The 21,833-nt window shown below is 65.0% G+C and carries 23 protein-coding genes and 1 tRNA gene; 13 read left to right on the forward strand and 11 right to left on the reverse strand.

From position 1 onward, the window contains the following. Nucleotides 1-27 precede the first annotated feature (27 nt). A complete protein-coding gene (locus SBA_RS16445; protein ID WP_224550258.1) occupies nucleotides 28-960 on the reverse strand; it encodes an alpha-E domain-containing protein in 933 nt (310 codons plus the stop codon). A gap of 40 nt (nucleotides 961-1,000) precedes the next feature. Next, nucleotides 1,001-2,410 (reverse strand): circularly permuted type 2 ATP-grasp protein, encoded by a 1,410-nt coding sequence (locus SBA_RS16450; RefSeq protein WP_261935198.1) that lies wholly within the window; start codon nucleotides 2,408-2,410, stop codon nucleotides 1,001-1,003. Between the two features lie 219 nt (nucleotides 2,411-2,629). On the opposite strand from SBA_RS16450, the gene SBA_RS16455 reads away from it, so the two are divergent. The 3 genes from SBA_RS16455 to SBA_RS16465 all read left to right on the forward strand — a co-directional run bounded on the left by SBA_RS16455 (nucleotide 2,630) and on the right by SBA_RS16465 (nucleotide 4,079). Continuing rightward, a complete protein-coding gene (locus SBA_RS16455) occupies nucleotides 2,630-3,466 on the forward strand; it encodes an alpha/beta hydrolase (protein WP_261935199.1) in 837 nt (278 codons plus the stop codon). A gap of 96 nt (nucleotides 3,467-3,562) precedes the next feature. Beyond that, nucleotides 3,563-3,639 (forward strand) — tRNA-Met (locus SBA_RS16460). Nucleotides 3,640-3,701: 62 nt separating this feature from the next. Next, the gene (locus tag SBA_RS16465) at nucleotides 3,702-4,079 is read left to right on the forward strand and encodes a hypothetical protein (protein WP_261935200.1); all 378 of its coding nucleotides are present in this window, start codon (nucleotides 3,702-3,704) and stop codon (nucleotides 4,077-4,079) included. A gap of 29 nt (nucleotides 4,080-4,108) precedes the next feature. On the opposite strand, the gene SBA_RS16470 is transcribed toward SBA_RS16465, so the two are convergent. Further along, the gene (locus tag SBA_RS16470) at nucleotides 4,109-4,387 is read right to left on the reverse strand and encodes a hypothetical protein (protein ID WP_261935201.1); all 279 of its coding nucleotides are present in this window, start codon (nucleotides 4,385-4,387) and stop codon (nucleotides 4,109-4,111) included. Between the two features lie 220 nt (nucleotides 4,388-4,607). Here SBA_RS16470 and SBA_RS16475 point away from each other — a divergent pair, with 220 nt between their 5' ends. Then, a complete protein-coding gene (locus tag SBA_RS16475) occupies nucleotides 4,608-5,834 on the forward strand; it encodes an NAD(P)/FAD-dependent oxidoreductase (protein ID WP_261935202.1) in 1,227 nt (408 codons plus the stop codon). A 163-nt stretch (nucleotides 5,835-5,997) separates the two neighbouring features. On the opposite strand, the gene SBA_RS16480 is transcribed toward SBA_RS16475, so the two are convergent. Next, nucleotides 5,998-6,516 (reverse strand): 2'-5' RNA ligase family protein, encoded by a 519-nt coding sequence (locus SBA_RS16480; protein ID WP_261935203.1) that lies wholly within the window; start codon nucleotides 6,514-6,516, stop codon nucleotides 5,998-6,000. Nucleotides 6,517-6,603: 87 nt separating this feature from the next. On the opposite strand from SBA_RS16480, the gene SBA_RS16485 reads away from it, so the two are divergent. Beyond that, nucleotides 6,604-7,026 (forward strand): sugar transporter, encoded by a 423-nt coding sequence (locus SBA_RS16485; RefSeq protein WP_261935204.1) that lies wholly within the window; start codon nucleotides 6,604-6,606, stop codon nucleotides 7,024-7,026. 14 nt (nucleotides 7,027-7,040) lie between these two features. On the opposite strand, the gene SBA_RS16490 is transcribed toward SBA_RS16485, so the two are convergent. The 4 genes from SBA_RS16490 to SBA_RS16505 all read right to left on the reverse strand — a co-directional run bounded on the left by SBA_RS16490 (nucleotide 7,041) and on the right by SBA_RS16505 (nucleotide 10,186). Next, nucleotides 7,041-7,445 (reverse strand): hypothetical protein, encoded by a 405-nt coding sequence (locus tag SBA_RS16490; RefSeq protein ID WP_261935205.1) that lies wholly within the window; start codon nucleotides 7,443-7,445, stop codon nucleotides 7,041-7,043. Then, a complete protein-coding gene (mltG, locus tag SBA_RS16495; protein ID WP_261935206.1) occupies nucleotides 7,409-8,407 on the reverse strand; it encodes an endolytic transglycosylase MltG in 999 nt (332 codons plus the stop codon). The genes SBA_RS16490 and mltG overlap by 37 nt, the downstream gene beginning before the upstream one ends. 106 nt (nucleotides 8,408-8,513) lie before the next feature. Then, nucleotides 8,514-9,773: a beta-ketoacyl-ACP synthase II gene (gene fabF / locus SBA_RS16500; RefSeq protein ID WP_224550045.1), complete on the reverse strand. Its 1,260-nt coding sequence runs from the start codon at nucleotides 9,771-9,773 to the stop codon at nucleotides 8,514-8,516. Nucleotides 9,774-9,952: 179 nt separating this feature from the next. Then, nucleotides 9,953-10,186, reverse strand: a complete 234-nt coding sequence (locus SBA_RS16505; RefSeq protein ID WP_007689016.1) for an acyl carrier protein — start codon at nucleotides 10,184-10,186, stop codon at nucleotides 9,953-9,955. A 203-nt stretch (nucleotides 10,187-10,389) separates the two neighbouring features. Here SBA_RS16505 and SBA_RS16510 point away from each other — a divergent pair, with 203 nt between their 5' ends. Together SBA_RS16510 and SBA_RS16515 are read left to right on the forward strand one after the other, a co-directional pair. Beyond that, complete coding sequence (locus SBA_RS16510; protein ID WP_261935207.1) at nucleotides 10,390-11,619, forward strand: glycosyltransferase family 87 protein; 1,230 nt, start codon at nucleotides 10,390-10,392, stop codon at nucleotides 11,617-11,619. Then, nucleotides 11,616-12,197 (forward strand): hypothetical protein, encoded by a 582-nt coding sequence (locus SBA_RS16515; RefSeq protein ID WP_261935208.1) that lies wholly within the window; start codon nucleotides 11,616-11,618, stop codon nucleotides 12,195-12,197. The genes SBA_RS16510 and SBA_RS16515 overlap by 4 nt, the downstream gene beginning before the upstream one ends. A 56-nt stretch (nucleotides 12,198-12,253) precedes the next feature. Here the strand turns inward: SBA_RS16515 and fabG are convergent, their stop codons facing one another. Then, nucleotides 12,254-12,994, reverse strand: a complete 741-nt coding sequence (gene fabG / locus SBA_RS16520) for a 3-oxoacyl-[acyl-carrier-protein] reductase (protein WP_224550042.1) — start codon at nucleotides 12,992-12,994, stop codon at nucleotides 12,254-12,256. A gap of 61 nt (nucleotides 12,995-13,055) precedes the next feature. Further along, nucleotides 13,056-13,991 (reverse strand): ACP S-malonyltransferase, encoded by a 936-nt coding sequence (gene fabD, locus SBA_RS16525; RefSeq protein ID WP_261935209.1) that lies wholly within the window; start codon nucleotides 13,989-13,991, stop codon nucleotides 13,056-13,058. 183 nt (nucleotides 13,992-14,174) lie between these two features. Here fabD and SBA_RS16530 point away from each other — a divergent pair, with 183 nt between their 5' ends. The 6 genes from SBA_RS16530 (at nucleotide 14,175) to SBA_RS16555 (ending at nucleotide 20,153) form a co-directional block, all read left to right on the forward strand. Continuing rightward, on the forward strand, nucleotides 14,175-15,626 hold the full coding sequence (locus SBA_RS16530) for an efflux transporter outer membrane subunit (protein ID WP_261935210.1): 1,452 nt from the start codon (nucleotides 14,175-14,177) through the stop codon (nucleotides 15,624-15,626). Beyond that, nucleotides 15,616-17,151 carry an efflux RND transporter periplasmic adaptor subunit gene (locus SBA_RS16535; protein ID WP_261935211.1) on the forward strand — a complete coding sequence of 512 codons (1,536 nt, stop codon included), beginning with the start codon at nucleotides 15,616-15,618 and terminating at the stop codon, nucleotides 17,149-17,151. Before SBA_RS16530 ends, SBA_RS16535 begins: the two co-directional genes overlap by 11 nt. A gap of 6 nt (nucleotides 17,152-17,157) precedes the next feature. Continuing rightward, the gene (locus SBA_RS16540; RefSeq protein ID WP_261935212.1) at nucleotides 17,158-17,862 is read left to right on the forward strand and encodes an ABC transporter ATP-binding protein; all 705 of its coding nucleotides are present in this window, start codon (nucleotides 17,158-17,160) and stop codon (nucleotides 17,860-17,862) included. Between the two features lie 187 nt (nucleotides 17,863-18,049). After that, nucleotides 18,050-19,255, forward strand: coding sequence for an ABC transporter permease (locus tag SBA_RS16545; RefSeq protein WP_224550038.1), 1,206 nt, complete (start codon nucleotides 18,050-18,052; stop codon nucleotides 19,253-19,255). A gap of 95 nt (nucleotides 19,256-19,350) precedes the next feature. Further along, nucleotides 19,351-19,515 carry a hypothetical protein gene (locus SBA_RS16550; RefSeq protein WP_224550037.1) on the forward strand — a complete coding sequence of 55 codons (165 nt, stop codon included), beginning with the start codon at nucleotides 19,351-19,353 and terminating at the stop codon, nucleotides 19,513-19,515. A gap of 245 nt (nucleotides 19,516-19,760) precedes the next feature. Next, nucleotides 19,761-20,153 (forward strand): RcnB family protein, encoded by a 393-nt coding sequence (locus SBA_RS16555; RefSeq protein WP_224550036.1) that lies wholly within the window; start codon nucleotides 19,761-19,763, stop codon nucleotides 20,151-20,153. Nucleotides 20,154-20,218: 65 nt separating this feature from the next. Here the strand turns inward: SBA_RS16555 and SBA_RS16560 are convergent, their stop codons facing one another. Further along, nucleotides 20,219-21,619 (reverse strand): GntP family permease, encoded by a 1,401-nt coding sequence (locus SBA_RS16560; RefSeq protein WP_261935213.1) that lies wholly within the window; start codon nucleotides 21,617-21,619, stop codon nucleotides 20,219-20,221. Between the last annotated feature and the right edge of the window lie 214 nt (nucleotides 21,620-21,833).

Genomic DNA, 21,833 nt, shown 5'->3' on the forward strand with positions numbered 1-21,833 from the left:
TATGCGCGTCGGCCGTTCCTTTCCCGATCAGCCGAAATGATAGGCCTGCGCGATTTCCGCGCCCAGCCGGTTGGTCATCGACAGGCCGTGCTGCACCGTTTCATGCAGGCCGAAGCGGAAGATTTCGCCGCTGTCCAACTTCTCCAGCGCGGCGACCATCTCCTGCACCGTATCATGGCAGGCGGCGCGCGCGTCATGCCAGCCCGCCAGCCGGTTGAGCCGATAGGCCAGTTGGTCGTAGCAATAGGCGACGCTGCGCGGGAACAGCCGGTTGAGCATCAGGAAATCGGTGATCTGCCAGGGCGTGTAGGTGCCGCCATAGACATGGTGATAGGCGCGGCTGCCCGACAGCGCGTGCAGCACCGACGTCCATTGATAATGGTCGCGATTGCCGCCGATCACTTCGGTTTCGGGCAGCAGGACATAATATTTGACGTCCAGCAGGCGCAGCGTCATCTGCGCCCGTTCCAGCGCGGAGCCGGCGCGCAAAAAGTCGTGGCCTTCGTTGCGGAGCTGGCCCGAATGGGCGGCGCCGCGGAAGGTCATGACGCGGGTCTTGACCCAGTCGATCAGCGTGGGGAGCTGCTGGCGCGCTTCGCCGACATCATAGCTGTCGAGCTTGCGCCAGCCGTCGTTCAGCGCTTCCCACATGTCCTGCGTCAACATGGTGCGGGCGGACTTGGCGTTGGCGCGCGCCTTGAGCAGGCAGGAGCGGATCGAGCTGGGATTGTCCGCGTCCAGCATCAGGAAGGACACGGCGTCGCTTTCGGTGACGATCGTGCCTTCGGGGAATTGATGCCCGGCGCCGGTGGCGCGGACGACCGACCGCCATTCGTCGCGATGATGCGCGCCGGGCAGGATCGCCATGCGCTGCCCCATGGTCAGCAGCCGCGCGGTCGCCTCCGCCCGCTCCATATAGCGCGCCATCCAGAAGAGATTTTCGGCGGTCCGGCTCAGCATGGGGTGATCTCGATGGGAAGGAAGTGAGAGGGCATCCGCATTAATCCTGCAAGACCCAGGTGTCCTTGACGCCGCCGCCCTGGCTGGAGTTCACGACAAGCGACCCTTCGGTCAGCGCGACGCGGGTCAGGCCGCCGGGGACGAGGCGGATCTGCTTGCCGACCAGGCAATAGGGGCGGAAATCGGCGTGGCGGCCCACCACCGCCGCCGGGCCGAGCGTCGGCACGGTCGACAGATCGAGCGTCGGCTGGGCGATGAACTCGCCAGGATTGGCCCTGATCCGCGCGGCATAGGCGGCGACTTCGTCCTTGGTCGATTTGGGGCCGATCAACATGCCATAGCCGCCCGATCCATGGACTTCCTTGCCCACCAGCTCGTGCAGATTGTCCAGCACATAGGCCATCTCGTCCGGCTTGCCGCACTGCCAGGTCTGGATATTGTCGAGGATCGGCTTCTCGCCCAGATAGAAGCGGATCATCTCCGGCACGTAGATATAGACCGCCTTGTCGTCCGCGATCCCCGCGCCCGGCGCCGACGCCAGCGTGACGCCGCCATTGCGATAGACGTTGAAGATGCCCGGCACGCCCAGCAGGCTATCAGGGCGGAACACCAAGGGATCGATATATTCGTCGTCGATGCGGCGATAGATGACGTCCACCGCCTTCGGCCCCAGCGTGGTCTTCATCCACACCCGGTCTTCGTCGACGAACAGATCGGCCGGCTCGACCAGTTCCACGCCCATCAGATCGGCGAGGAAGCTATGCTCATAATAGGCGCTGTTGAGCGAACCGGGGGTCAGCACGACCACGACCGGATCGCCCTTGCACGCCGGCGGCGCCACTTCCTTCAGGCTTTTGAGCAATTCGGCGGGATAATCGTCCACCGGCGCGACGATGCCCTGGTTGAACAGCTCCGGAAACATGCGCGTCATGATCTCGCGATTTTCGAGCATGTAGGAGACGCCAGAGGGGATGCGGCAATTATCCTCCAGCACCTCGAAGCTGCCCGGCCCGGTGCGCACGATGTCGATGCCCACGATATGGCTATAGACCTTCCCCGGCGGGGTGAAGTCGGCCATTTCCGCCAGATAGGCGCTGTTCTTGTAGATGATGTCGGCGGGCATGATGCCGGCCTTCACGATCTCGCCGCGATGATAGACGTCGTGCAGGAAGGCGTTGAGCGCGCGCGCCCGCTGGCGAATGCCCTTGTCCAGCACACGCCATTCGTTCGCGGTGAAGATGCGCGGCAGCAGGTCGAAGGGGATCAGCCGTTCCGGATCGCCGCCCTCGCCATAGACGGCGAAGGTGATGCCGATGCGGCGGAAGATCGCCTCGGCCTCGTCCATGCGGCGATTGAGTCCGGCAATGCCCGTTCGCTCCACCCATTTCTGCACTTCGTCATAACAGGGGCGTATCGAACCATCCGGCTCAAACATTTCATGGAAGGGCAATTGGACGTTCCTCCCTCGGCCGACAGGGCCGGTTGTGCATTGCAATATTAGTGCGCCGCGCTGTGGCGATTGCAAGGCAAAAATGGCGAGCGGGCAAAAGGTTGCCGTGCCATTCAGGATATATGGTGGAAAAGCCATGGTGTTTCGTTTCTGCGCACGACCATTGACGGTTTCGCGCCGCCGTCCTCAAAAGGACCATGAAGTGGGAGAAAACCGACGATGAGCCGTTTCAACCGGCCCCTGGCCCGCTGGGCGATCGCCGCATCGCTGACCCTGACCGGCTGCGCCGGCGCAGTGCGCGACCAGATATACAAGGCGAACGGGGCGCAGATAGATATCGCGCAATGGACCCATGTCCGGCCGCAGGCACTCCCGGTACGGACGGCGGACGGGCTGGCGCTGACCGGCTATTACTGGCCCGGCGATCCGATGGACCGCGACGTCATCCTCTTCTTCCACGGCCGGGGATCGAACCAGGGTGTCGCGGCCCGCTATGCCGAACATCTGACCGGCCGGGGCGATCATGTCATCGTCGTGTCCTATCGCGGCTTTGGCGGCAATCCGGGCAGCCCGACCCAGGCCGGGCTGATGCGCGACGGTCGCGCCTATATCGAACAGGCCCGCCGGCTGGTGGGATCGAACGCGCGCATCTTCCTGGTCGGCCATTCGCTGGGCGGCGCGGTGGCGCTGCATGTCGCGGCGACGGTGCCGGTCGCGGGCGTCGTCACCCTGTCCACGTTCGACAAGCTGGCCGAATCCGCGCCGGGCGGGGTGAGCGCCCTGCTGCCCGACAAATGGAATAATCTGGACGCCGCGACCAAGATCAAGGCGCCGCTGGTGATGTTTTACGGCACCGCCGACGATCGCGTCGACATGGGCCAGGCCACGGCCCTGTTCGCCGCCGCCGGCCACCCCGTCGACTGGCTGATCGCGTCGGGCGCCGGTCATAATCCCGACATGGCGACACTTGGCCCGCTGGTCAGCGAAGCGATCGAGGCGGTGGATGACGACGCGCTGGACAGCTATCCGGCCAGCTGGGAAGTCCGCCGGAAATGATCGCACAAGATTTGCGCAAACCCCGTTGACCGACCCGTCCTCGCTGCGTATAGCGCCGCCTCACCGCAGGGCGCAGCGCCCGGCGAGGCCCTTTGGGGCGGAGTAGCTCAGCTGGTTAGAGCAGCGGAATCATAATCCGCGTGTCGGGGGTTCAAGTCCCTCCTCCGCTACCATTACAGTCCTTGACCTCACATATCTTTGTTGAAGAAGTTCACCCGAAGAGGCACTTTCGGGCATGAGTATTTATCGACGCCACGAAGTGCTGCCGGAATGGGAACCGATTCCATACACCCTCACAGGCGCAGAAGCTGACGAACAGGAGCTTGGCTTTCACGAGAGAGCGCTCAAGGCAATCGATTGGACGCGGTTGCCGTGGAAGCGCTTCCCATCCGAAGGCATATTCGGGAAAGATAAAGAATGGTTCGAATTCGTGGACGCGGAGTTTTACGCGGTCGTCGATGGAGAAGACCTTATTCTGATCCAGAATATTTGGCACGGATTTCCTGACCCACCAGAATGGGGGCTGGCGACAAAGCCGATGGGGCAAGATGTAGCTTGGAGCAGATGGGGGCATTTCCCCGACCTACCGGCATCATGGAGGGTTCCCAAATAGGCATCCGCTGTCGATGTGAAGCCTATTATTCAAGCATCAAGCCAATAGCGAACCTGCCCGCGACCCGCGAGTTCCCGCCTCAAGCGTTCCGTCAGGTGTCTGCCTTGTTCATGGAAGGCTTGCTCCTCGGCAGCCGAGTTGAACGCGGAAGCTGCCGGATCATCAACCCGCAGCGTCGCGTCATATACAGCCGCCCACTGCCAGAGGTCATCATAGAGAAGATCGCTGATCCCCAAATCTTCTGGTCGGACCTCCCCGACGTGACCAGCCTCATCCCGCCAAAGCGGGGCGCACTCGTAATCTGCCATTAGCTTTATTCGCATGAATCGACACTATCAAATCATGCACGCTGGTCCAATCAGGCTCATCCAACCCCAGCGATCCTGAACGGCAATCGCCGCGTAATGGAGCTTGATGGACTCGGTCCTCCGCTACCAAATATCATCCCAACGATAGACATCGTACTTGCCTCCTGCCGCAAAGCGCGCCAATCAGCGGCGCAAACAGGGCAAAGAGGATAGTAGGCGGATGAGCTATTATGACGTTCTGATCGTGGGCGCGGGCCATGCGGGCGCGCAGGCGGGGATCGCGCTGCGGCAGGCGGGCTTCGAAGGATCGATCGCGATGATCGGCGATGAGCAATATCCGCCCTATGAACGTCCGCCGCTGTCCAAGGAATATTTTGCGGGCGACAAGAGCTTCGACCGCATCCTGATCCGCCCCGCGACCTTCTGGGGCGAACGCCATATCGACATGCTGCTGGGCAAGCGCGTGAAGAATGTCGATCCGGTGGGCAAGTTCGTGACCGCGGGCGACGAGGAGATCGGCTATGGCAAGCTGATCTGGTGCACCGGGGGCAGCCCCCGGATGCTGACCTGCAACGGCGCGGACGCGCGCAATGTCCATGCCGTGCGCCGCCGCGACGATGTCGATGCGATGATGGCCAAGATCGACAGCATCACCCATGTCACCATCATCGGCGGCGGCTATATCGGGCTGGAGGCCGCGGCCGTCCTGTCCAAGTTCGGCAAGACGGTCGTACTGCTCGAAGCGCTGGACCGGGTGCTGGCGCGCGTCGCGGGCGAAGAGCTGTCGCGCTTCTACGAAGCCGAGCATCGCGCCCATGGCGTCGACCTGCGCACCGGCGCACGGATGGACTGTATCGAGGTGACGGACGGCAAGGCCACCGCCGTGCTGATGCAGGATGGCGAGCGGATCGAAACCGACATGGTGATCGTGGGCATCGGCATCATCCCCGAAACCGGCCCGCTGATCGCGGCGGGCGCGGCGGGCGGCAATGGTGTCGATGTCGATGAATTTTGTCGCACCTCGCTGCCCGACATCTATGCCGTGGGCGATTGCGCCGCCCATGCCAACCGCTTCGCCGGCGGCGCGCAGATGCGGCTGGAATCGGTGCAGAACGCCAACGACCAGGCGAAGGTCGCGGTCGCCCATATCATGGGCAAGGAAGAGGCCTATGATGCCGTGCCCTGGTTCTGGTCGAACCAATATGACCTGAAGTTGCAGACGGTGGGGCTATCGACCGGCTTCGATCAGGCGATCCTGCGCGGCGACACGGCCAATCGCAGCTTTTCCGTCGTCTATCTGAAGGGCGGCAAGGTGATCGCGCTCGATTGCGTCAACATGGTCAAGGACTATGTGCAGGGCCGCGCCCATGTGATCGGCGGCGCAGCGCTGGACCTGGCGCAACTGGCCGATGCGAGCGTGCCGTTGAAGGAAGTGGGACTGGCCTGAAGGGCGCGGATTTCGTTCGGGTCCGGGCTGGCGGCGGACGGCGTGCGGGACACGCCGAAAATGGCTGAACTGGGTGGTAAACGGACAGAGCCACTTTCATTTCGTCATCCCAGCGAAGGCTGGCATGACGGAATATGGCTGATTGCAGACCGTTGCTTCGTCCCTACCCCCTGAACATCGCCTTCATCGCCAGGTCCCACGGCCCGCCGCGGTAGTGCCAGGCGGCGAGGCCGGCGATCGTGAAGGCGCGCGGTCGGAAATCCGCCGCCAATTGCGCCGCCAGCGCCTTCGCCACGTCCGGCCTCACCTTGTTCTGGACCGTGACGTGGAGGCGCGGGCGGGCCTGATCCTGCGGGGTCAGCAGGCCGGTGAAGGCATCCGCCAGATCGTCGCGCATCGTCATCAGGCCAGGACTGTCGATGCGATAGGCGACCCCCTGCCCCAGCGACATGACCGCGGCGAGCGTCGCGGCAGGCGCCGGCCCGCGGCACAGCCTTTTCAACCGATCCGCCAGTTCCGGCAACAGCGAGGGCGGCAGATGGTGGAACAGCGTGATATGCGCCGGCAGCATATTGCGATCGGGCGGAAAATGCGCGCGCCGCAGCCCGTCCGCCCAGGCGAAATCCGCCGCGCCCATCAGCGCCGTGACGATGACCGGCGCGCCTCGTTCCGCTATCGTCATGTCTCTTCCTGTCCGCAGCGATCGGGTGTATGATTTATCCTTGGCGTCCTGCACGGCGCAGCGGCGTGAAGCAAGGAGGGGGACATCATGGCCACGTCGCGTAGCGTCACGATCATCGGCGTCATTTTGCTGCTGTGGGGGCTGATGGGCATCGCCGCCTTCACCATGCAATATACAATGGACGTGCATGAACTGGCGCGGACCGACCCCGCCAGCGCGCGCGCCTTCGCGCTGATGCCTGCCTGGGTCTGGATCGTCTATGCCATCGCCGTGGCGACCGGCACCCTGGGCGCCATCGCGTTGCTGCTGCGCAAGGCAATCGCGCCCTTCCTGTGCCTGATCTCGCTGGTCTGCGTGATCGCGCAGTTCGGATATACGTTCCTCGGCACGAACCTGCTGGCGGAAAAGGGCTGGGCGGTCACCGTCCCCTTCCCCGCCCTGATCTTCGCCGTCGCTTTGTTCGCATGGCTCTATGCCCGGTCGCTGGTGGCGAAGGGGGTGTTGCGCTGAGTTAAGCCGCGGGATCAGCGCGCGTTGCCACTCATCGCCTTCAGGGCCTCCCCTGCCGCGCTGATCTGACCGCCGCGCCGCTGCAGTTCGCCGCCACATTGGACGAGCAGTTCCTTGGTCAGGCGTTCGTCGATATCGATCGCCTCGCGCTTCATCAGACTTGCAAGATCGATATCCGACTCCGCGCCGAAAATCTGACCGGCGAAGAAGAGCGAACCCAGCAGGCCGGACATTTTCAGCGTCGCATCCTCGCTCGACGCCAGCGACGCCACCACAATCAGGCAGCGCGCGGAATGACGGATCGCCGGATCATGGGTTTGGGCGTCGGCGTTGAACGGCAGCAACGCCGCGGCGAGCGGCCATAAATTCCGGTAACGCGCCTTCACAATTCGCCGCGCGCGCGGCGAATCTCGAACCATTTGCGCACATTCTCATTATGCTGCTGGTAGGTGTCGGCGAAGATGTGGCCGCCCTTGCCGTCGGCGACGAAATAGAGCGCCTTGGTCTGCGCCGGGTGCAGCACCGCCAGGATCGACAGCCGCCCCGGATTGGCGATCGGCCCCTTGGGCAGGCCGACCATGGCATAGGTATTGTAATCATTGACCGCCGCGATCTCCGACTTGCGGATGCGGCGGCCCAGCGGCTTGCCGCGGGTGATGGGATAGATGATCGTCGGGTCGGCCTGGAGCATCATGTTGGTGCGCAGCCGGTTGCTATAGACGCCCGCGACCATCGGCCGTTCGGACGGCACGCCGGTTTCCTTTTCGACGATGCTGGCCAGGATGATCGCCTCCTTCGGCGATTTGGCGATGGTTTCGGGCGCGCGCTCGGCCCAGAGCTGGGCCAGCGCCTTGTCCATCGCCGCCTGCATCCGTTTGAGGACGGCGGCGCGCGGCTCGCCCTTGTCGAAGGCGTAGCTGTCGGGCAGCACGCTGCCCTCCTCCGGCACCGGGATGCTGCCGGTCAACTGGTCGTTCGCCATCAGCCGTTCATGCACCAGAAGGGAAGGCATGCCTTCGGGAATGGTGATGAGCCGGGTCAGCGTCTTGCCGCCTTGCAGGATGGACAGGATGTCGCTGTTGCTGGCGCCGGCGGGGATGACGAATTCACCCGCCTTGATCGACTTGCCCGCGCCGAACACCTTCGCCCGCGTCAGGAAGGCGTCGGCGGAGCGCACCGCGCCCGCCCGCTTCAGCAGCACCGCCGCGTCGGACAGGGTCGATCCTTCCGGCACCACGATGCTGATATCCTGCGTCGCCGGCCCCTGCTCGCTCCAGCCATAGACGAAGCGGAAGGCGATGGAGGCCGCAACGGCCAGGCCGATCAGAAGGATGACGCCGGCGAGGCGGCGTGTGGGGGTGGATCTAGAACGCCGGGCCATCGCCGTCAGCCCATATCGTCATTGCAAGCGGAGCGAAGCCATCCCGTGACGCGCCCGTGGATGGCTTCCCCCGGCCTTCGCCGGGGTGCGCAATGACGATCCAAAGTCAGATCGCCTTCATGATGAGCGAGGCGTTGGTGCCGCCGAAACCAAAGGAGTTGTTCAGCACCGCGCGCACCTTGCGCTCCTTGGCGACGTGCGGGACCAGGTCCACGCCCTTGCAGCTCTCGCTCGGCTCGTCGAGGTTGAGCGTCGGCGGCACGATCCCGTCGCGCATGGCGAGGATGCAGAAGATGCTCTCCACCGCACCCGCGCCGCCCAGCAGATGGCCGATCGCCGACTTTGTGGAGGACATCGACATGCTGCCCAGATGATCGCCGAACAGCCGCTTGACCGCGCCCAGTTCCAGCTCGTCGCCCAGCGGGGTCGAGGTGCCGTGGGCGTTCACATAGTCGATATCTTCGAGGCTGAGGCCCGACTTTTTGAGCGCCATCTGCATCGAGCGGAAGCCGCCCGAACCTTCCGGATGGGGCGCGGTGACATGATAGGCGTCGCCCGACAGGCCATAGCCGATCACTTCGGCGTAGATTTTCGCGCCGCGCTTCCTGGCATGTTCATATTCTTCGAGCACCACCACGCCCGCGCCTTCGCCCATGACGAAGCCGTCGCGGTTGACGTCATAGGGGCGGCTCGCCTTTTCCGGCGCGTCGTTGAAATTGGTGCTGAGCGCGCGCGCCTGGGCGAAACCGGCGATGCCGATCGGGCAGATCGCGCTTTCCGCGCCGCCCGCCAGCATCACGTCGGCATCGTCCATCGCGATCATGCGCGCGGCGTCGCCGATCGAATGGGCGCCGGTCGAACAGGCGGTGACGACCGCATGGTTCGGCCCCATCAGGCCATATTTGATCGACACCTGGCCGGAGATCAGGTTGATGAGGCGGCCATGAACGAAGTGCGGGGAAACCCGGCTCGGCCCCTTGTTGGCCAATACCAGCGATTCGCTTTCGATGCCCGGCAGGCCGCCGATGCCCGACCCGATCGAGCAACCGGCGCGCAGCCGCTCTTCCTCGGACATATTGTCGAGGCCCGCGTCGCGCAGCGCCTGGCTGGCGGCGGAAATGCCGAACACGATGAACAGGTCGACCTGGCGCTGGATCTTGTGATCGACGTCCAGCCCCGGATCATAGCCATATTCATGGGTTGCCGGCTTCACTTCGCAGGCGATGCGGCATTTATAGTCGGTCGGATCAAAGCGCGTGATCGTGGCTGCGCCCGATTTGGACGCGATGATGTTCTTCCAGCTGGTTTCCACATCCCCGCCGAGCGGGCTGACCATGCCAAGGCCGGTTACGACGACACGACGCATATGCTTGCTCCGAAATATTCCATTTGGCTCCGCGCCGTCCCGTCTAGCCCCTTGCGGCGGACTTGTGAACGGCGCGCCAGATACGAAAAGGCTCCCCGCATTCCGGGGTCACCGGACAGGAGGAGCCATTTCCTAACGCGTAGGGCGGCCCGGCGCGTCGGCGCGGGCCGCAAAACGCCTTACTGCTTGCTGTCGATATAGTCGATCGCATCCTTGACGGTCGCGATCTTCTCGGCAGCGTCGTCGGGGATTTCGACGCCGAATTCTTCTTCGAACGCCATCACCAGTTCGACGATGTCCAGGCTGTCCGCGCCCAGATCGTCGATGAAGCTGGCGTCCTCGGTCACCTTTTCGGCTTCAACGCCCAGATGCTCGACGACGATTTTCTTTACGCGATCCGCGGTCTCACTCATGAGTGGTCCTTCTTACTGGGTATCGTTGGTGGTCTGAACAACCGTTAAGGCAGCCCTAGTGCCAAGCTCCGATAGAGGCAAGAGGCTAGGTCGCCAAGCCCCCACATTGCCTGACGCGACGATCCGGCAACAAAAAATGGCCGATTGCCTCCCGATAACCGTCTGTTTACCAAAATTTCAGCCGCTTATGCGAGGGGTGCAGCATGGCCATCGTCCCTTCTCCCGACCCTTTCGTCACCCGTGCGCGCGTCCGGCTGACGGCGATATTGGTGCTGGCGTCGACAGTGATCGGCCTGCTTTACCTGTTCGCGACCGCGCATGGGACGGTAGATTCGCTGGGCCGACCGCTCGGCACCGATTTCTCCAACGTCTGGACCGCCGGCTGGATGGCCGATCACGGCCGCGCGCCACAGGCGTGGGACTGGCCGACCCATTATGAGGTCCAGAAGCAGGTCCATCATGATCCCGCCATCCCCTTTTACGGCTGGCACTATCCCCCGCCCTTCCTGATCGTCGCGACCCTGCTGGCGCAATTTCCCTATGTCGCGGCGCTGCTGATCTGGCAGGGGATGACGCTGATGCTGGCCCTCGCGCTGGTGCGGCGCATCCTGCCGGACGATCGCGATGCGATGCTGGTGGCGCTGGGCGCGCCCGTCGTGCTGGTGTGCCTGGGCCATGGCCAGAATGCCTTCCTGACCGCCAGCCTGCTGGGCGCGGGCATGCTGCTGCTCGACAAGCGGCCATGGGTTGCGGGAATGCTGCTCGGCGCGCTGGTCTACAAGCCGCAATTCGCCGTGCTGATCCCTGTGCTGATCCTGGCGCGGGGCAATATCCGCGCTTTCGTATCGGCCGGCCTCACCGTCGCGGTGCTCTGCCTGGTGACGCTGGCCATCTGGGGATGGCCGGTGTGGCAGGCCTTCATCGAGTCCCTGCCGCTGACGCAGCATATCATCATAGAGGCCGGCGCGACGGGCTGGGAAAAGATCCAGAGCCCCTTTTCCGCGATCCGCCAATGGGGCGGATCGATCCCCTTCGCCTATGCCGTGCAGGGCGTCGTCACCGCGATCGCCATCGCCGCGGCCGCGATCGCCGCGCGACGCGGATCGATGGCGGTGCGCGGCGCGGCGGCCTTGAGCGCGGCCCTGCTCTGCACCCCCTATGTGCTGGACTATGATTTCGTGCTGCTGGGCGTCGCCATCGCCTTCATGGCGGCGGACATGCGGGCGCGCGGCGCGCTGCGCTGGGAGCCGACATGGCTCGCCTATGCCTGGATCGCGCCGCTGTTCGGCCGGTCGCTGTCGGAACTGACCCATGTGCCGGTGAACCTGATCGCGGCCATGGCGGTATTGGCGCTGGCGCTGCGGCGGGCGGCGGTGCTGGATGGCGCGCTCCCGCCCTGGCTGCGGATCATGACGCGACGGGTCGAAGCGTGAAGCGAATCGTCATAGCGTTGGCCCTCGCCTTGACGGCGGCGCCCCCCGCTGTCGCGCAGGATAGCGCCGCCCATGCCGCCAGTACGCAGCATCGGGCGGCCCGGCGGCTGGGCTTGCCGGCAGAGGCGGTGAACGTCACCCCCGCCGCATGGAATGGCCGGGCGGTGATCTTCGCCGACTATCTGGCCGGCCCGCAGGACGAGGCAGAACGGCAGTTGGTGATGCTGCCCGAACAGGGGAACGGCGCGCCGGTCAGCGTCACCATCGGCGAGCAGGAGGGCGGATCGCCCGATATCGCCGCGATCGGCTTCGCCAATGCGGACCGGGATGCGGCGAGGGAACTGATCGTCATCCTCGCCTGGCACATTCGCCATTATGACGTCAGCGGCACCCTTTACGACATACGCATCCTCGACGACTGGAAGCCCGGCCAGACGGCGCTGACCCCGGTCAAGGCGACCGAGCGGATGTTCGAGCATTATGCCTGCGATTGCGGCCGACGCGACGGGCCGGATCAGGTGGCGAAGGTGAAGACCATCGCGGCGGTGAAGCAGGTGCTGAAACGCGCCGGTTATTAGAAAGGGCCGGAACGCACAGCGCCCGGCCCCCCTTGGTTTCGCGATCGACGACGCGATCAGATCATCGCCATGCCGCCATTGACGTGCAGCGTCTGACCGTTGACGTAGCCGGCCTCCTTGCTCGCCAGATAGACCACCGCCGCGCCGATATCGTCGCCGTCGCCCAGATCGCCGACCGGGATTTTCTGGAGGATCGCGCCCTTCTGCGCATCGTTCAGCGCATCGGTCATGGCCGACCGGATGAAGCCGGGCGCGACGCAGTTGACGGTGATGCCGCGGCTCGCCAGTTCTTGGCCCAGCGACTTGGACATGCCGATGATGCCCGCCTTCGACGCGCAATAGTTGGACTGGCCCGGATTGCCGGTGACGCCGACCACCGAAGTGATGGAAATGATGCGGCCGAAGCGCGCCTTCATCATCGGCTTGGCGGCGGCGCGGACCAGACGGAACGCAGCCTCCAGATTGACCTGGATCACCTGGCTCCATTCCTCGTCCTTCATGCGCAGGATCAGATTGTCGCGGGTGATGCCGGCATTGTTGACGAGGATGTCGAGCCGGCCGCCCAGTGCTTCGACCGCCTGCGGCACCAGCGCATCCACCGAGGCCGGATCGCTGAGGTTGCAGACGATCGTCTTATGGTCGCCGCCAAGTTCGGCGGCGAAGGCCTTCAGCTTCTCCTCATTGCTGCCCGAAAGCGCGAGGGTCGCGCCCTGCGCGGCCAGCGCCCTGGCGATCGACGAGCCGATGCCCCCCGAAGCGCCGGTCACCAGCGCGGTCATGCCTGTTAGGTCGAACATGGATAATCCTTTCATCCATAATGCCCGTCATCCCCTCGGAGGCGGGGATGACGGGAGAGGGTCAAAAAGCCGCCAGCGCCGCCTCGATATCGTCCATCGTCACGATGCTGCGCACGGTCGCATCGGGAGCGATGCGCTTGACCATGGGGCCAAGCACCTTGCCGCCCACTTCCACGAAGTCGGTGACGCCCGCGGTCCACATGGCGGCGACGGATTCGCGCCAGCGGACGCGGCCGGTGACCTGTTCGACCAGGCGAGCCTTGATCTCTTCAGGATCGGCGATCGGCGCGGCCAGCACATTGGCATAGACCGGCAGCAGCGGCGCGGTCAGCGCGGACGCGGCCAGCGCCTGCGCCATCGCATCCGCGGCGGGCTGCATCAGTTCGCAGTGGAATGGCGCGGATACCGGCAGCAGGATGCCGCGCTTGATGCCATGATCCTTGACCATGGCGACGGCCCGCTCGATCGCGCCCTTGTGGCCGGAAATGACGACCTGACTCGGATCATTGTCATTGGCCACGGCGCAGACTTCGCCCTGTGCGGCAGCGTCGCTCAGCGCCTGCGCCTTGTCGATGTCCGCGCCCAGCAGCGCAGCCATCGCGCCCTCGCCCACCGGCACGGCTTCCTGCATGGCGTAGCCGCGGCGCTTGAGCAGCCGCGCCGTGGTGCCGACGTCCAGCGCTTCGGCGGCGCAGAGCGCGCTATATTCGCCGAGCGAATGGCCAGCGACATAGTCGCCCTTTTCGGCCAGCGAAAAACCGCCTTCGGCCTGCATCACGCGCAACGTCGCGATGGCGTTGGCCATGATTGCGGGCTGGGCATTCTCCGTCAGGGTCAGCCGGTCTTCCGGTCCTTCCACCATCAACCGGAACAAATGATGCGACAGGGCGTCATCGACCTCCTGGAACAGCTCCCGCGCGGCCGGGCTGGCGTCGGCCAGCGCCTTGCCCATGCCGACGGACTGGCTGCCCTGCCCTGGAAAAAGAAATGCCCGCATCATTTATCCCCTGACCACAAGGCGCTTAAAAAAGCGCATAAATTCAAACACGATACACTTTGAGACATAAATGTCATTGAGCCGTACATACCCCTGCGGCAGTCAGGGGCCGGACGTATCAACCCCCTTTCGGATCGGGGCAGCGTGGCCGCCCCTTTAACGACGACGGAGTGCAAGGAAAAGGTGCGATATCGCATAAGCTGGATCAGCGGCACGGCGCTCCTCCTGTCCGCCTGCGCGGCGGGGCCGGACTATCGCGCGCCGCAGGGCGCTGCGCTGGGCCTGCCGGCAGCCTATAGCCAGGGCGCCTCCGCCCCGGTCGGCGATGCCGACCTCGCCAGTTGGTGGACGCGGCTGAACGACCCGGCGCTCAGCGGCCTGATCGACCGCGCCATCGCCAATAATCTGGACATCGTCCAGGCGCAGGCCCGGTTGCGGCAGGCGCGGGAATCGCTGCGCCAGGCCAATGCCAGCTTCCTGCCGCAGATCAGCGGATCGGGCAGCGGCGGCAAGAATTACCGCAGTCAGGCGGGCGGCACCCGCGTCGACGACAGCGGCAACGTCATCAGCACGGGCGCCAGCAAATGGTCGAGCACCTATTCGCTGGGCGCCAATGCGAGCTGGCAGATCGACCTGTTCGGCGAACTGTCCCGCACTGCCGAAGCTGCACGGGCGGATCTGGCCGCGTCGGGATATGACCTCGCCAATGTCCGCATGACGATCATATCCGAACTGACGACCAACTATATCCAGGCGCGGCTGGCGCAGGAACAGTTGCGCATCGCGCGCGAAAGCCAGCGCGTCCAGAAGGATAATTTCGACATTGCCAGCTGGCGCTTGCAGGCCGGCCTCGTCTCGTCGCTGGACGAACAGCAGGCCCGCGCGCAACTGGCCCAGACCAGTGCGACCATCCCGCAGATCGAGGCGAGCCTGAAGGGCAGCCTCAACCGCATCGCGGTGCTGACGGGCCAGGCGCCGGGCGACGCGACCCGCGCGCTGGAAACCCCCGCCCCCATTCCCGTCGCGTCGACGCAGATCGCGACCGGCATCCCTGCCGACACGCTGCGCCAGCGGCCCGACGTGCGCAGCGCCGAACGGGCGCTGGCCGCCGCCACCGCGCGGGTCGGCGTCGCGCAGGCGCAGCTTTATCCCTCGCTCGGCATCAGCGGCAATATCGCCACCACGTCCAACGCCTTCAGCGATCTGTTCAGCCTGATCACCGGCGGCGTCTTCGCCAATGTGGCGCAGACGATCTTCGACGGCGGGCGGTTGCAATCGCAGGTGCGGTCGCAAAAGGCCGCGACCGACGCCGCCTTCGCCGCCTATAAACAAAGCGTCCTCACCGCGCTGGAGGATGTCGAGAACGCCATGGCGCAGCTCACCAGCGCCCGCGCGCGCAAGGCGGAATTCGCCGTCGCCTATGACGCATCGAACAACGCCGCGATCCTGGCGCGCAGCCAATATCAGGCGGGCCTGACCGATTTCCAGACGCTGCTGACCAGCGAATCCACCCTATTGAACGCGCGCAACAGCCTGGCTTCCGCGCAATCCGACGAGGTTCTGGCCATCGCCCAGCTTTACAATGCGCTGGGCGGCGGCTGGCAGAGCATGGACGATCGCCCAAATGAGCAATGATGTGACCAAAGACCAGGATCTTGACGACTTTCTGGGCGCGAAGCCCGAAAAGCCGTGGCGCAAATGGGTGATCCGCGGCGGCATCGGCGTCGTCCTGCTGATCGCGATCCTGTTGCTCGCGCGCTGCTTTTCAGGTGACGACAAGCCCAATTATGCGACGCGCGAAGTGCGGCAGGGCGACCTGACCGTCAGCGTGTCGGCCACCGGCAATTTAAAGCCGATCAACCAGGTCGATGTCGGGTCCGAACAGTCCGGCAAGATCACCGCGGTCTATGTCGACGTCAACGATCGCGTGACCAAGGGGCAGAAGCTCGCTGAACTGGACACCCGCCGGCTGGTCGACACGGTGAACCAGAATCGGGCGCAGGTCGCATCGTCTCAGGCCAGTGTCGCGCAGGCGCAGGCGCAGGTCGCCTTGGCCAAGGCGACGCTCGACCGGCAATTGAACGTCTTCAACCTGTCGGGCGGCAAGGTGCCGGCCAAGACCGAAATCGATGCCGCGCGCGCGGACTATCAGTCGGCGCTGGCCACGCTGCGGTCGTCGCAGGCGCAGGTGGACGTGTCGCGCGCGCAACTGTCCACGGCGCAGACCAACCTGTCGATCGCGCAGATCGTGTCGCCGGTGAACGGCGTCGTCCTGTCGCGCGACATCGAACCCGGCCAGACCGTCGCCGCCTCGCTGAACGCGCCGGTGCTGTTCACCCTGGCCGAAGACCTGACGCAGATGGAGGTCGAAGTATCGGTGGACGAAGCCGATGTCGGCCAGGTGAAGGAAGGCCAGAGCGCCACCTTCGCCGTCGACGCCTTCCCCGGCCGCACCTTCCCGGCGAAGGTCACTCGGGTCAATGTCGGGTCGAACAGCTCCACCAGTTCATCCTCCTCCACGACCACCACCACGTCCACGACGGGCACGGTGGTCGCCTATACCGCCGTGCTGTCGGTCGATAATGACGACGAAACGCTGCGCCCCGGCATGACGGCGACCGCGGATATCGTGACGCAGGAGTTGCAGAACGTCCTGCTGGTCCCCAACAGCGCGCTGCGCTTCAAGCCCAGCGCCACGGCGCAGGGCGGCGGCATCACCAGCGTCCTGCCGGGTCCGGGCCGGATGCGCCGTGGCGGCGCCAAGCGCCAGGTCAATTTCGGCGCGGGCAGCAGCCAGACCGTCTATATCGTCGGCGAGGACGGTAATCCCAAGGCGCTGCAGGTAACGGTCGGCGCCAGCGACGGATCGCGCACCGCCGTTACGGGCGGCGCATTGAAGGCAGGAATGCGCGTCATCACCGGCCAGCTCGCGGCCGGCCAGGAAGCCCCGGCGGAGGACCAGAAGGCCGATACGGGTGCCGACACCAGGGCGCCGGACCGCCGCCAGAGCAATCCGTCGGCCGACGGCACGCCCGCCAGCGTCGGCAAGCTCGGCAATTCGGGCGACGCCGCACCCGAAACCGCGCCGGTCGCGCCGACGAACGGCGCGCCGGCAGCACCATCCCAGCCTAGCGGCACCGGCCGCCAGAGTGGAAGCTGACGCGTCATGCCGATCGCTGATCCGATCATCGCCATGCGCGGCGCGACCAAGGTTTATGGCGAAGGCCCGACCGCGTTCCAGGCGTTGAAGGGCATCGACCTCGACATCGCGCAGGGTGATTTCGTCGCCGTCATGGGGCCGTCGGGGTCCGGCAAGTCGACGACGATGAACATATTGGGCTGCCTGGACGTGCCCTCGGGCGGGGAGTTTCTGTTCAAGGGCCGCCATGTCGAAACGCTGGACCGCGACCAGCGCGCGCTGCTGCGCCGCCGCTATCTCGGCTTCGTGTTCCAGGGCTTCAACCTGCTGTCGCGCACCACCGCGCTGGAAAATGTCGAACTGCCCCTGCTCTATCGCGGCGAGGACAAGAAGACCCGCTACGACATGGGCATGGCCGCGCTCGACAAGGTGGGCCTCAAGGACTGGTGGGACCATACGCCGGCCGAACTGTCGGGCGGCCAGCAGCAGCGCGTCGCCATCGCCCGCGCCATCGTCACCCATCCCGACGTGCTGCTGGCGGACGAGCCGACCGGCAATCTCGATTCGGAACGGTCGGTGGAGATCATGGAATTGCTGACCGACCTCAACCGCAACAGCGGCATCACCGTGCTGATGGTGACCCACGAACCCGACATGGCCGCCTTCGCCCGCACCATCGTCCATTTCAAGGACGGCCTGGTCGAGCGGGTGGAACAGAAGGTGGCGGCGTGACGGAGAGAGCGATCGAGCCTTCTCTCCGCGGGGGAGAAGGATATGTAGCCTTAGGCGCGAAGCGACTGAGGCGAAGTTGGAAGAGGGGGATGAAGCCTGCGCCCTCCCCCCTCTCCCAACTACGACCAGGCAGCAAGCTGCCAAGTCTCCTCATCCCTCTCCTCCTAAGGGAGAGGAAGGACCGTCCATGCTAGGCACCACCATCATCCTCGCCTTTCGCGCGATCAACCGGCACAAGCTGCGGTCGTTTCTCACCACGCTGGGCATCATCATCGGCGTCGCCGCGGTCGTCACCATGGTGACGCTGGGCAATGGCGCCACGGCGGCGGTGCGCGAACAGATCAGTTCGCTCGGCGCCAATGTGCTCCAGTTGCGCCCCGGCCAGGGCTTCGGCCGCGGCGGCGGCGGCCCGCGCCCGCCCGATTTCAAGGAACGCGATCTCACCGCGATCGAAAATCAGCTGACCGGCGTGCGCGCCGTCGCCCCGGTGGTGCAGTCGAGCGGCACCGCCATCTATGAAGGCAATAACTGGTCGACCACCGTCTATGGCACCACATCGGCCTATTCCGAGGTGCAGCAGTGGAAGGTCGCGGACGGCCGCCTGTTCCTGGCGGAAGAGGAGGAGGCCGGCCGCCCCGTCTGCATCATCGGCAATACGGTGCGCACCAACCTGTTCCAGGGCGCCGAACCGGTGGGCAAGCGGATGCGGATCAAGGGCGTGTCCTGCCAGGTCGTGGGCGTGCTGGCGACGCGCGGCCAGGGCGGCTTCGGCGACCAGGACGATGTCGTCGTCATGCCGATCAAGTTCGTGCAGCGCCGCTTCACGGGCGACCGCGACATCAGCCAGATCATGGTCGCGGTCGATGACGCCTATGACACCAGCACGGTCCAGTCGAGCCTGGAGGAGCTGATGCGCGAGCGGCGCAAGATCAAGGCGGGCGCCGAGGATAATTTCAACGTCTTCGACACCAAGCAGATCAGCGACACGCTGACCGGCACCACCACCATCCTGACCCAGATCGTCGGCGCGGTGGCGGCAATCTCGCTGCTGGTCGGCGGCATCGGCATCATGAACATCATGCTGGTGTCGGTGACGGAGCGCACGCGGGAAATCGGTATCCGCCTCGCCATCGGCGCGGTCGCGCGCGAGGTGTTGATGCAGTTTCTGGTGGAGGCGATCGTATTGTCCTGCCTGGGCGGCCTGATCGGGCTGTTCCTGGCGCTGATCGCGACGGTCGCCATCGCGCCGCTGATGCAGGTGCCGTTTCTGTTCGACATCAAGGTCAACCTGATCGCCTTCGTCTTTTCGGCGGCGATCGGCGTGGTGTTCGGCTATTTCCCGGCCCGGCGCGCGGCGGCGCTCAACCCGATCGACGCGCTGCGTCACGAGTAGCTGATATATTTTGCGACAAAAGCGGGTGCCGCCCGGCATAGTCCTGCGACACCCGCGCCCTAGTCCCTCTCCATCACCGGAAAGGGACGCCCGTCATGAAACCGATCATCCTCAGCCTGTCCGCCAGCCTGCTGGCACTGGGCGTCACCATCGCCCCCTTCGCGCTCGCGCAGCCGGACAGCGCCGCCCCACTGGTCGAGGGCAAGGACCGGCCGATCCTGTTGCAGCGCATGGTGGTGACGGCGACGCCGCTGCCCTGACAAGCCCCTCCTTATGATCGCCAGCCTCGCAGCCCATGCTGCGAGGCTTTTTCCTTTGGAGCTGCGCGCGCGGCATCCTCCGGAATCGCCGCCCCCTTTTCTGAACAACAGTTCAGCTTAAATTTCAAACTGTTACAATTTCCGACAATCCAGGCCCGCCCGTGACACATCGTCGCGACAAGCACCCCCTATCTCTGTCTTCGACGCCACGGAATGGCGCCCGTCACACGGCAAAGGAGCCAACCATGTTCAAGAAGATCCTCATCGCCCTGGCCACCACCACGCTGGTCGCCAGCCCCATCGTCAGCGCGCAGGCGCAGGCCCAGAGCCATGGCCCGCAGCATCGCCAGGAACAGACCCGCAAGGTCGTGACGCACAAGGCCAATGGCCGCACCGTCGTCAAGAAGCAGACCGTCGTGCGCAAGGACACGCATCGGGACAATGGCCGCCGTTGGGCCAAGGGTCAGCGCTTCGACCACCGCTATGCAACCAACTATCGGGTGGTGAACAATTATCGCGACTATCGCCTGTCGGCTCCGCCGCGCGGCTATCACTGGGTCCGCTCGGGCAATGACGCGGTGCTGATCGCGATCACCAGCGGCATCATCGGCGCCGTCGTCGGCAGCGCGATCCGGTAAGTCTTCCCAAGCCGGAAGGTCGCACGATGCCCCGGGGCTTCTCTCCCCCCGGGGCATTTTTGTCGTCAGACCAGCCCGGTCAGATAATAGACCGCAATCACGACGAAGACGGTCACCGTCTTGATCAGCGTCAGCGCGAATATGTCCTTATAGGCCTGGCGATGGGTGAGGCCCGTCACCGCCAGCAGGGTGATGACCGCGCCATTATGCGGCAGGCTGTCCATGCCGCCCGACGCCATGGAGGCGACGCGATGCAGCACTTCGCGCGGGATGCCCGCCGCATCGCCCGCCGCCGCGAACTGCTCCGCCATTGCCGCCAGCGCGATCGACAGGCCGCCCGACGCCGATCCGGTGATGCCGGCGAGCGAGGTCACGGTGATGGCTTCGTTGACCAGCGGATTGGGGATCGCCCGCAGCGCCTCCTTGACGACCAGAAAGCCCGGCAGCGCCGCGATCACTGCGCCGAACCCATATTCGACCGCCGTGTTCATCCCCGCCAGCAGGGCGCCACCGACCGCCGCCTTCGATCCCTCGGCAAAGCGCTTCGCCACGGTGCGGAAGGCGAAGAGCAGGATCGTGCCGATGCCCAGCAGCAAGGCGCCCTCCACCGCCCAGAGCGCCGAAACCTGCGCGACCTTCACCGCGACCGGTTCCACCATGCCGGGCAGCGACAGCATCACCTCTTCCCCCGCCACCCAGCGCGGGATGGCGAGCGTCAGCAGCAGGTTGCCCACCCCCACCACGACCAGCGGCAGCAGCGCGATCAGCGGATGCACACGCACCTCCCCCTCGATCGCTTCCGGTTCGTTGACCAGCGTTTCGGGCGCGCCATAGCCCTCCCCCGCCGCCAGCATCGCCCGCCGCCGCCAGCCCAGATAGGCAAGGCCACTCACCGCGATAAAAACCGATCCGATCAGCCCCAGCACCGGCGCCGCCCATGTCGTCGTGCCGAAGAAGCTGGTCGGGATGATATTCTGGATCTGCGGCGTGCCGGGCAAGGCGTCCATGGTGAAGGTCAGCGCGCCCAGCCCGATGGTCGCTGGCACCAGCCGCTTGGGGATATCGGCGCGGCGAAACATCTCGGCCGCGAAGGGATAGACGGCGAAGACCGCGACGAACACCGACACGCCGCCATAGGTCAGCAGCGCCGTCACTGCCATGATCGCGGGGATCGCCCGCCCCGCGCCGATGACGCCGATCACCGCCGTGACGATCGCGCGGGAAAAGCCGGAAATCTCGACCAGCTTGCCGAACAGCGCCCCCAGCAGGAAGACCGGAAAATAAAGTTTGAGGAAACTCGCCACCTTTTCCATGAACAGGCCGGAAAAGGCGGCCGGGACCGCGGCAGGATCGGTCAGGAACACCGCCAGCATGGCCAGCAGCGGCGCCATCAGGATGACGCTCATGCCCCGATAGGCGGCGATCATCAACAATAGCAATGACAGGGCGGCGATCGCTACGGCCATATTTTCATTCTCTCCCAAGCAACACCGTTCACCCTGAGCGAAGTCGAAGGGCACCGCTGAACGCAGTGAAGCGCCTTCGCTCCGCTCAGGCAAGGGCTTCGACTTCGCTCAGCCCGAACGGATTGAATTTTCTCTACGCGCCTTGCTTTCCGCCCCCCTTTCCGCCATAGGCCCGCCTTCGCACGAACGCCGGGGTGACTCGGCGCAACTGCGG

The organism is Sphingomonas bisphenolicum, assembly GCF_024349785.1.
In the GTDB taxonomy this organism is placed as follows: domain Bacteria; phylum Pseudomonadota; class Alphaproteobacteria; order Sphingomonadales; family Sphingomonadaceae; genus Sphingobium; species Sphingobium bisphenolicum.

Excerpts from the sequence above, each read along its gene's own strand:
- SBA_RS16445 (WP_224550258.1), bottom strand. The coding sequence starts at position 960 with ATGCTGAGCCGGACCGCCGAAAATCTCTTCTGGATGGCGCGCTATATG.
- SBA_RS16455 (WP_261935199.1), top strand. The coding sequence starts at position 2,630 with ATGAGCCGTTTCAACCGGCCCCTGGCCCGCTGGGCGATCGCCGCATCG.
- SBA_RS16465 (WP_261935200.1), top strand. The coding sequence starts at position 3,702 with ATGAGTATTTATCGACGCCACGAAGTGCTGCCGGAATGGGAACCGATT.
- SBA_RS16470 (WP_261935201.1), bottom strand. The coding sequence starts at position 4,387 with ATGGCAGATTACGAGTGCGCCCCGCTTTGGCGGGATGAGGCTGGTCAC.
- SBA_RS16475 (WP_261935202.1), top strand. The coding sequence starts at position 4,608 with ATGAGCTATTATGACGTTCTGATCGTGGGCGCGGGCCATGCGGGCGCG.
- SBA_RS16480 (WP_261935203.1), bottom strand. The coding sequence starts at position 6,516 with ATGACGATAGCGGAACGAGGCGCGCCGGTCATCGTCACGGCGCTGATG.
- SBA_RS16485 (WP_261935204.1), top strand. The coding sequence starts at position 6,604 with ATGGCCACGTCGCGTAGCGTCACGATCATCGGCGTCATTTTGCTGCTG.
- SBA_RS16490 (WP_261935205.1), bottom strand. The coding sequence starts at position 7,445 with ATGGTTCGAGATTCGCCGCGCGCGCGGCGAATTGTGAAGGCGCGTTAC.
- mltG (WP_261935206.1), bottom strand. The coding sequence starts at position 8,407 with ATGGCCCGGCGTTCTAGATCCACCCCCACACGCCGCCTCGCCGGCGTC.
- fabF (WP_224550045.1), bottom strand. The coding sequence starts at position 9,773 with ATGCGTCGTGTCGTCGTAACCGGCCTTGGCATGGTCAGCCCGCTCGGC.
- SBA_RS16505 (WP_007689016.1), bottom strand. The coding sequence starts at position 10,186 with ATGAGTGAGACCGCGGATCGCGTAAAGAAAATCGTCGTCGAGCATCTG.
- SBA_RS16510 (WP_261935207.1), top strand. The coding sequence starts at position 10,390 with ATGGCCATCGTCCCTTCTCCCGACCCTTTCGTCACCCGTGCGCGCGTC.
- fabG (WP_224550042.1), bottom strand. The coding sequence starts at position 12,994 with ATGTTCGACCTAACAGGCATGACCGCGCTGGTGACCGGCGCTTCGGGG.
- fabD (WP_261935209.1), bottom strand. The coding sequence starts at position 13,991 with ATGCGGGCATTTCTTTTTCCAGGGCAGGGCAGCCAGTCCGTCGGCATG.
- SBA_RS16535 (WP_261935211.1), top strand. The coding sequence starts at position 15,616 with ATGAGCAATGATGTGACCAAAGACCAGGATCTTGACGACTTTCTGGGC.
- SBA_RS16540 (WP_261935212.1), top strand. The coding sequence starts at position 17,158 with ATGCCGATCGCTGATCCGATCATCGCCATGCGCGGCGCGACCAAGGTT.
- SBA_RS16545 (WP_224550038.1), top strand. The coding sequence starts at position 18,050 with ATGCTAGGCACCACCATCATCCTCGCCTTTCGCGCGATCAACCGGCAC.
- SBA_RS16550 (WP_224550037.1), top strand. The coding sequence starts at position 19,351 with ATGAAACCGATCATCCTCAGCCTGTCCGCCAGCCTGCTGGCACTGGGC.
- SBA_RS16555 (WP_224550036.1), top strand. The coding sequence starts at position 19,761 with ATGTTCAAGAAGATCCTCATCGCCCTGGCCACCACCACGCTGGTCGCC.
- SBA_RS16560 (WP_261935213.1), bottom strand. The coding sequence starts at position 21,619 with ATGGCCGTAGCGATCGCCGCCCTGTCATTGCTATTGTTGATGATCGCC.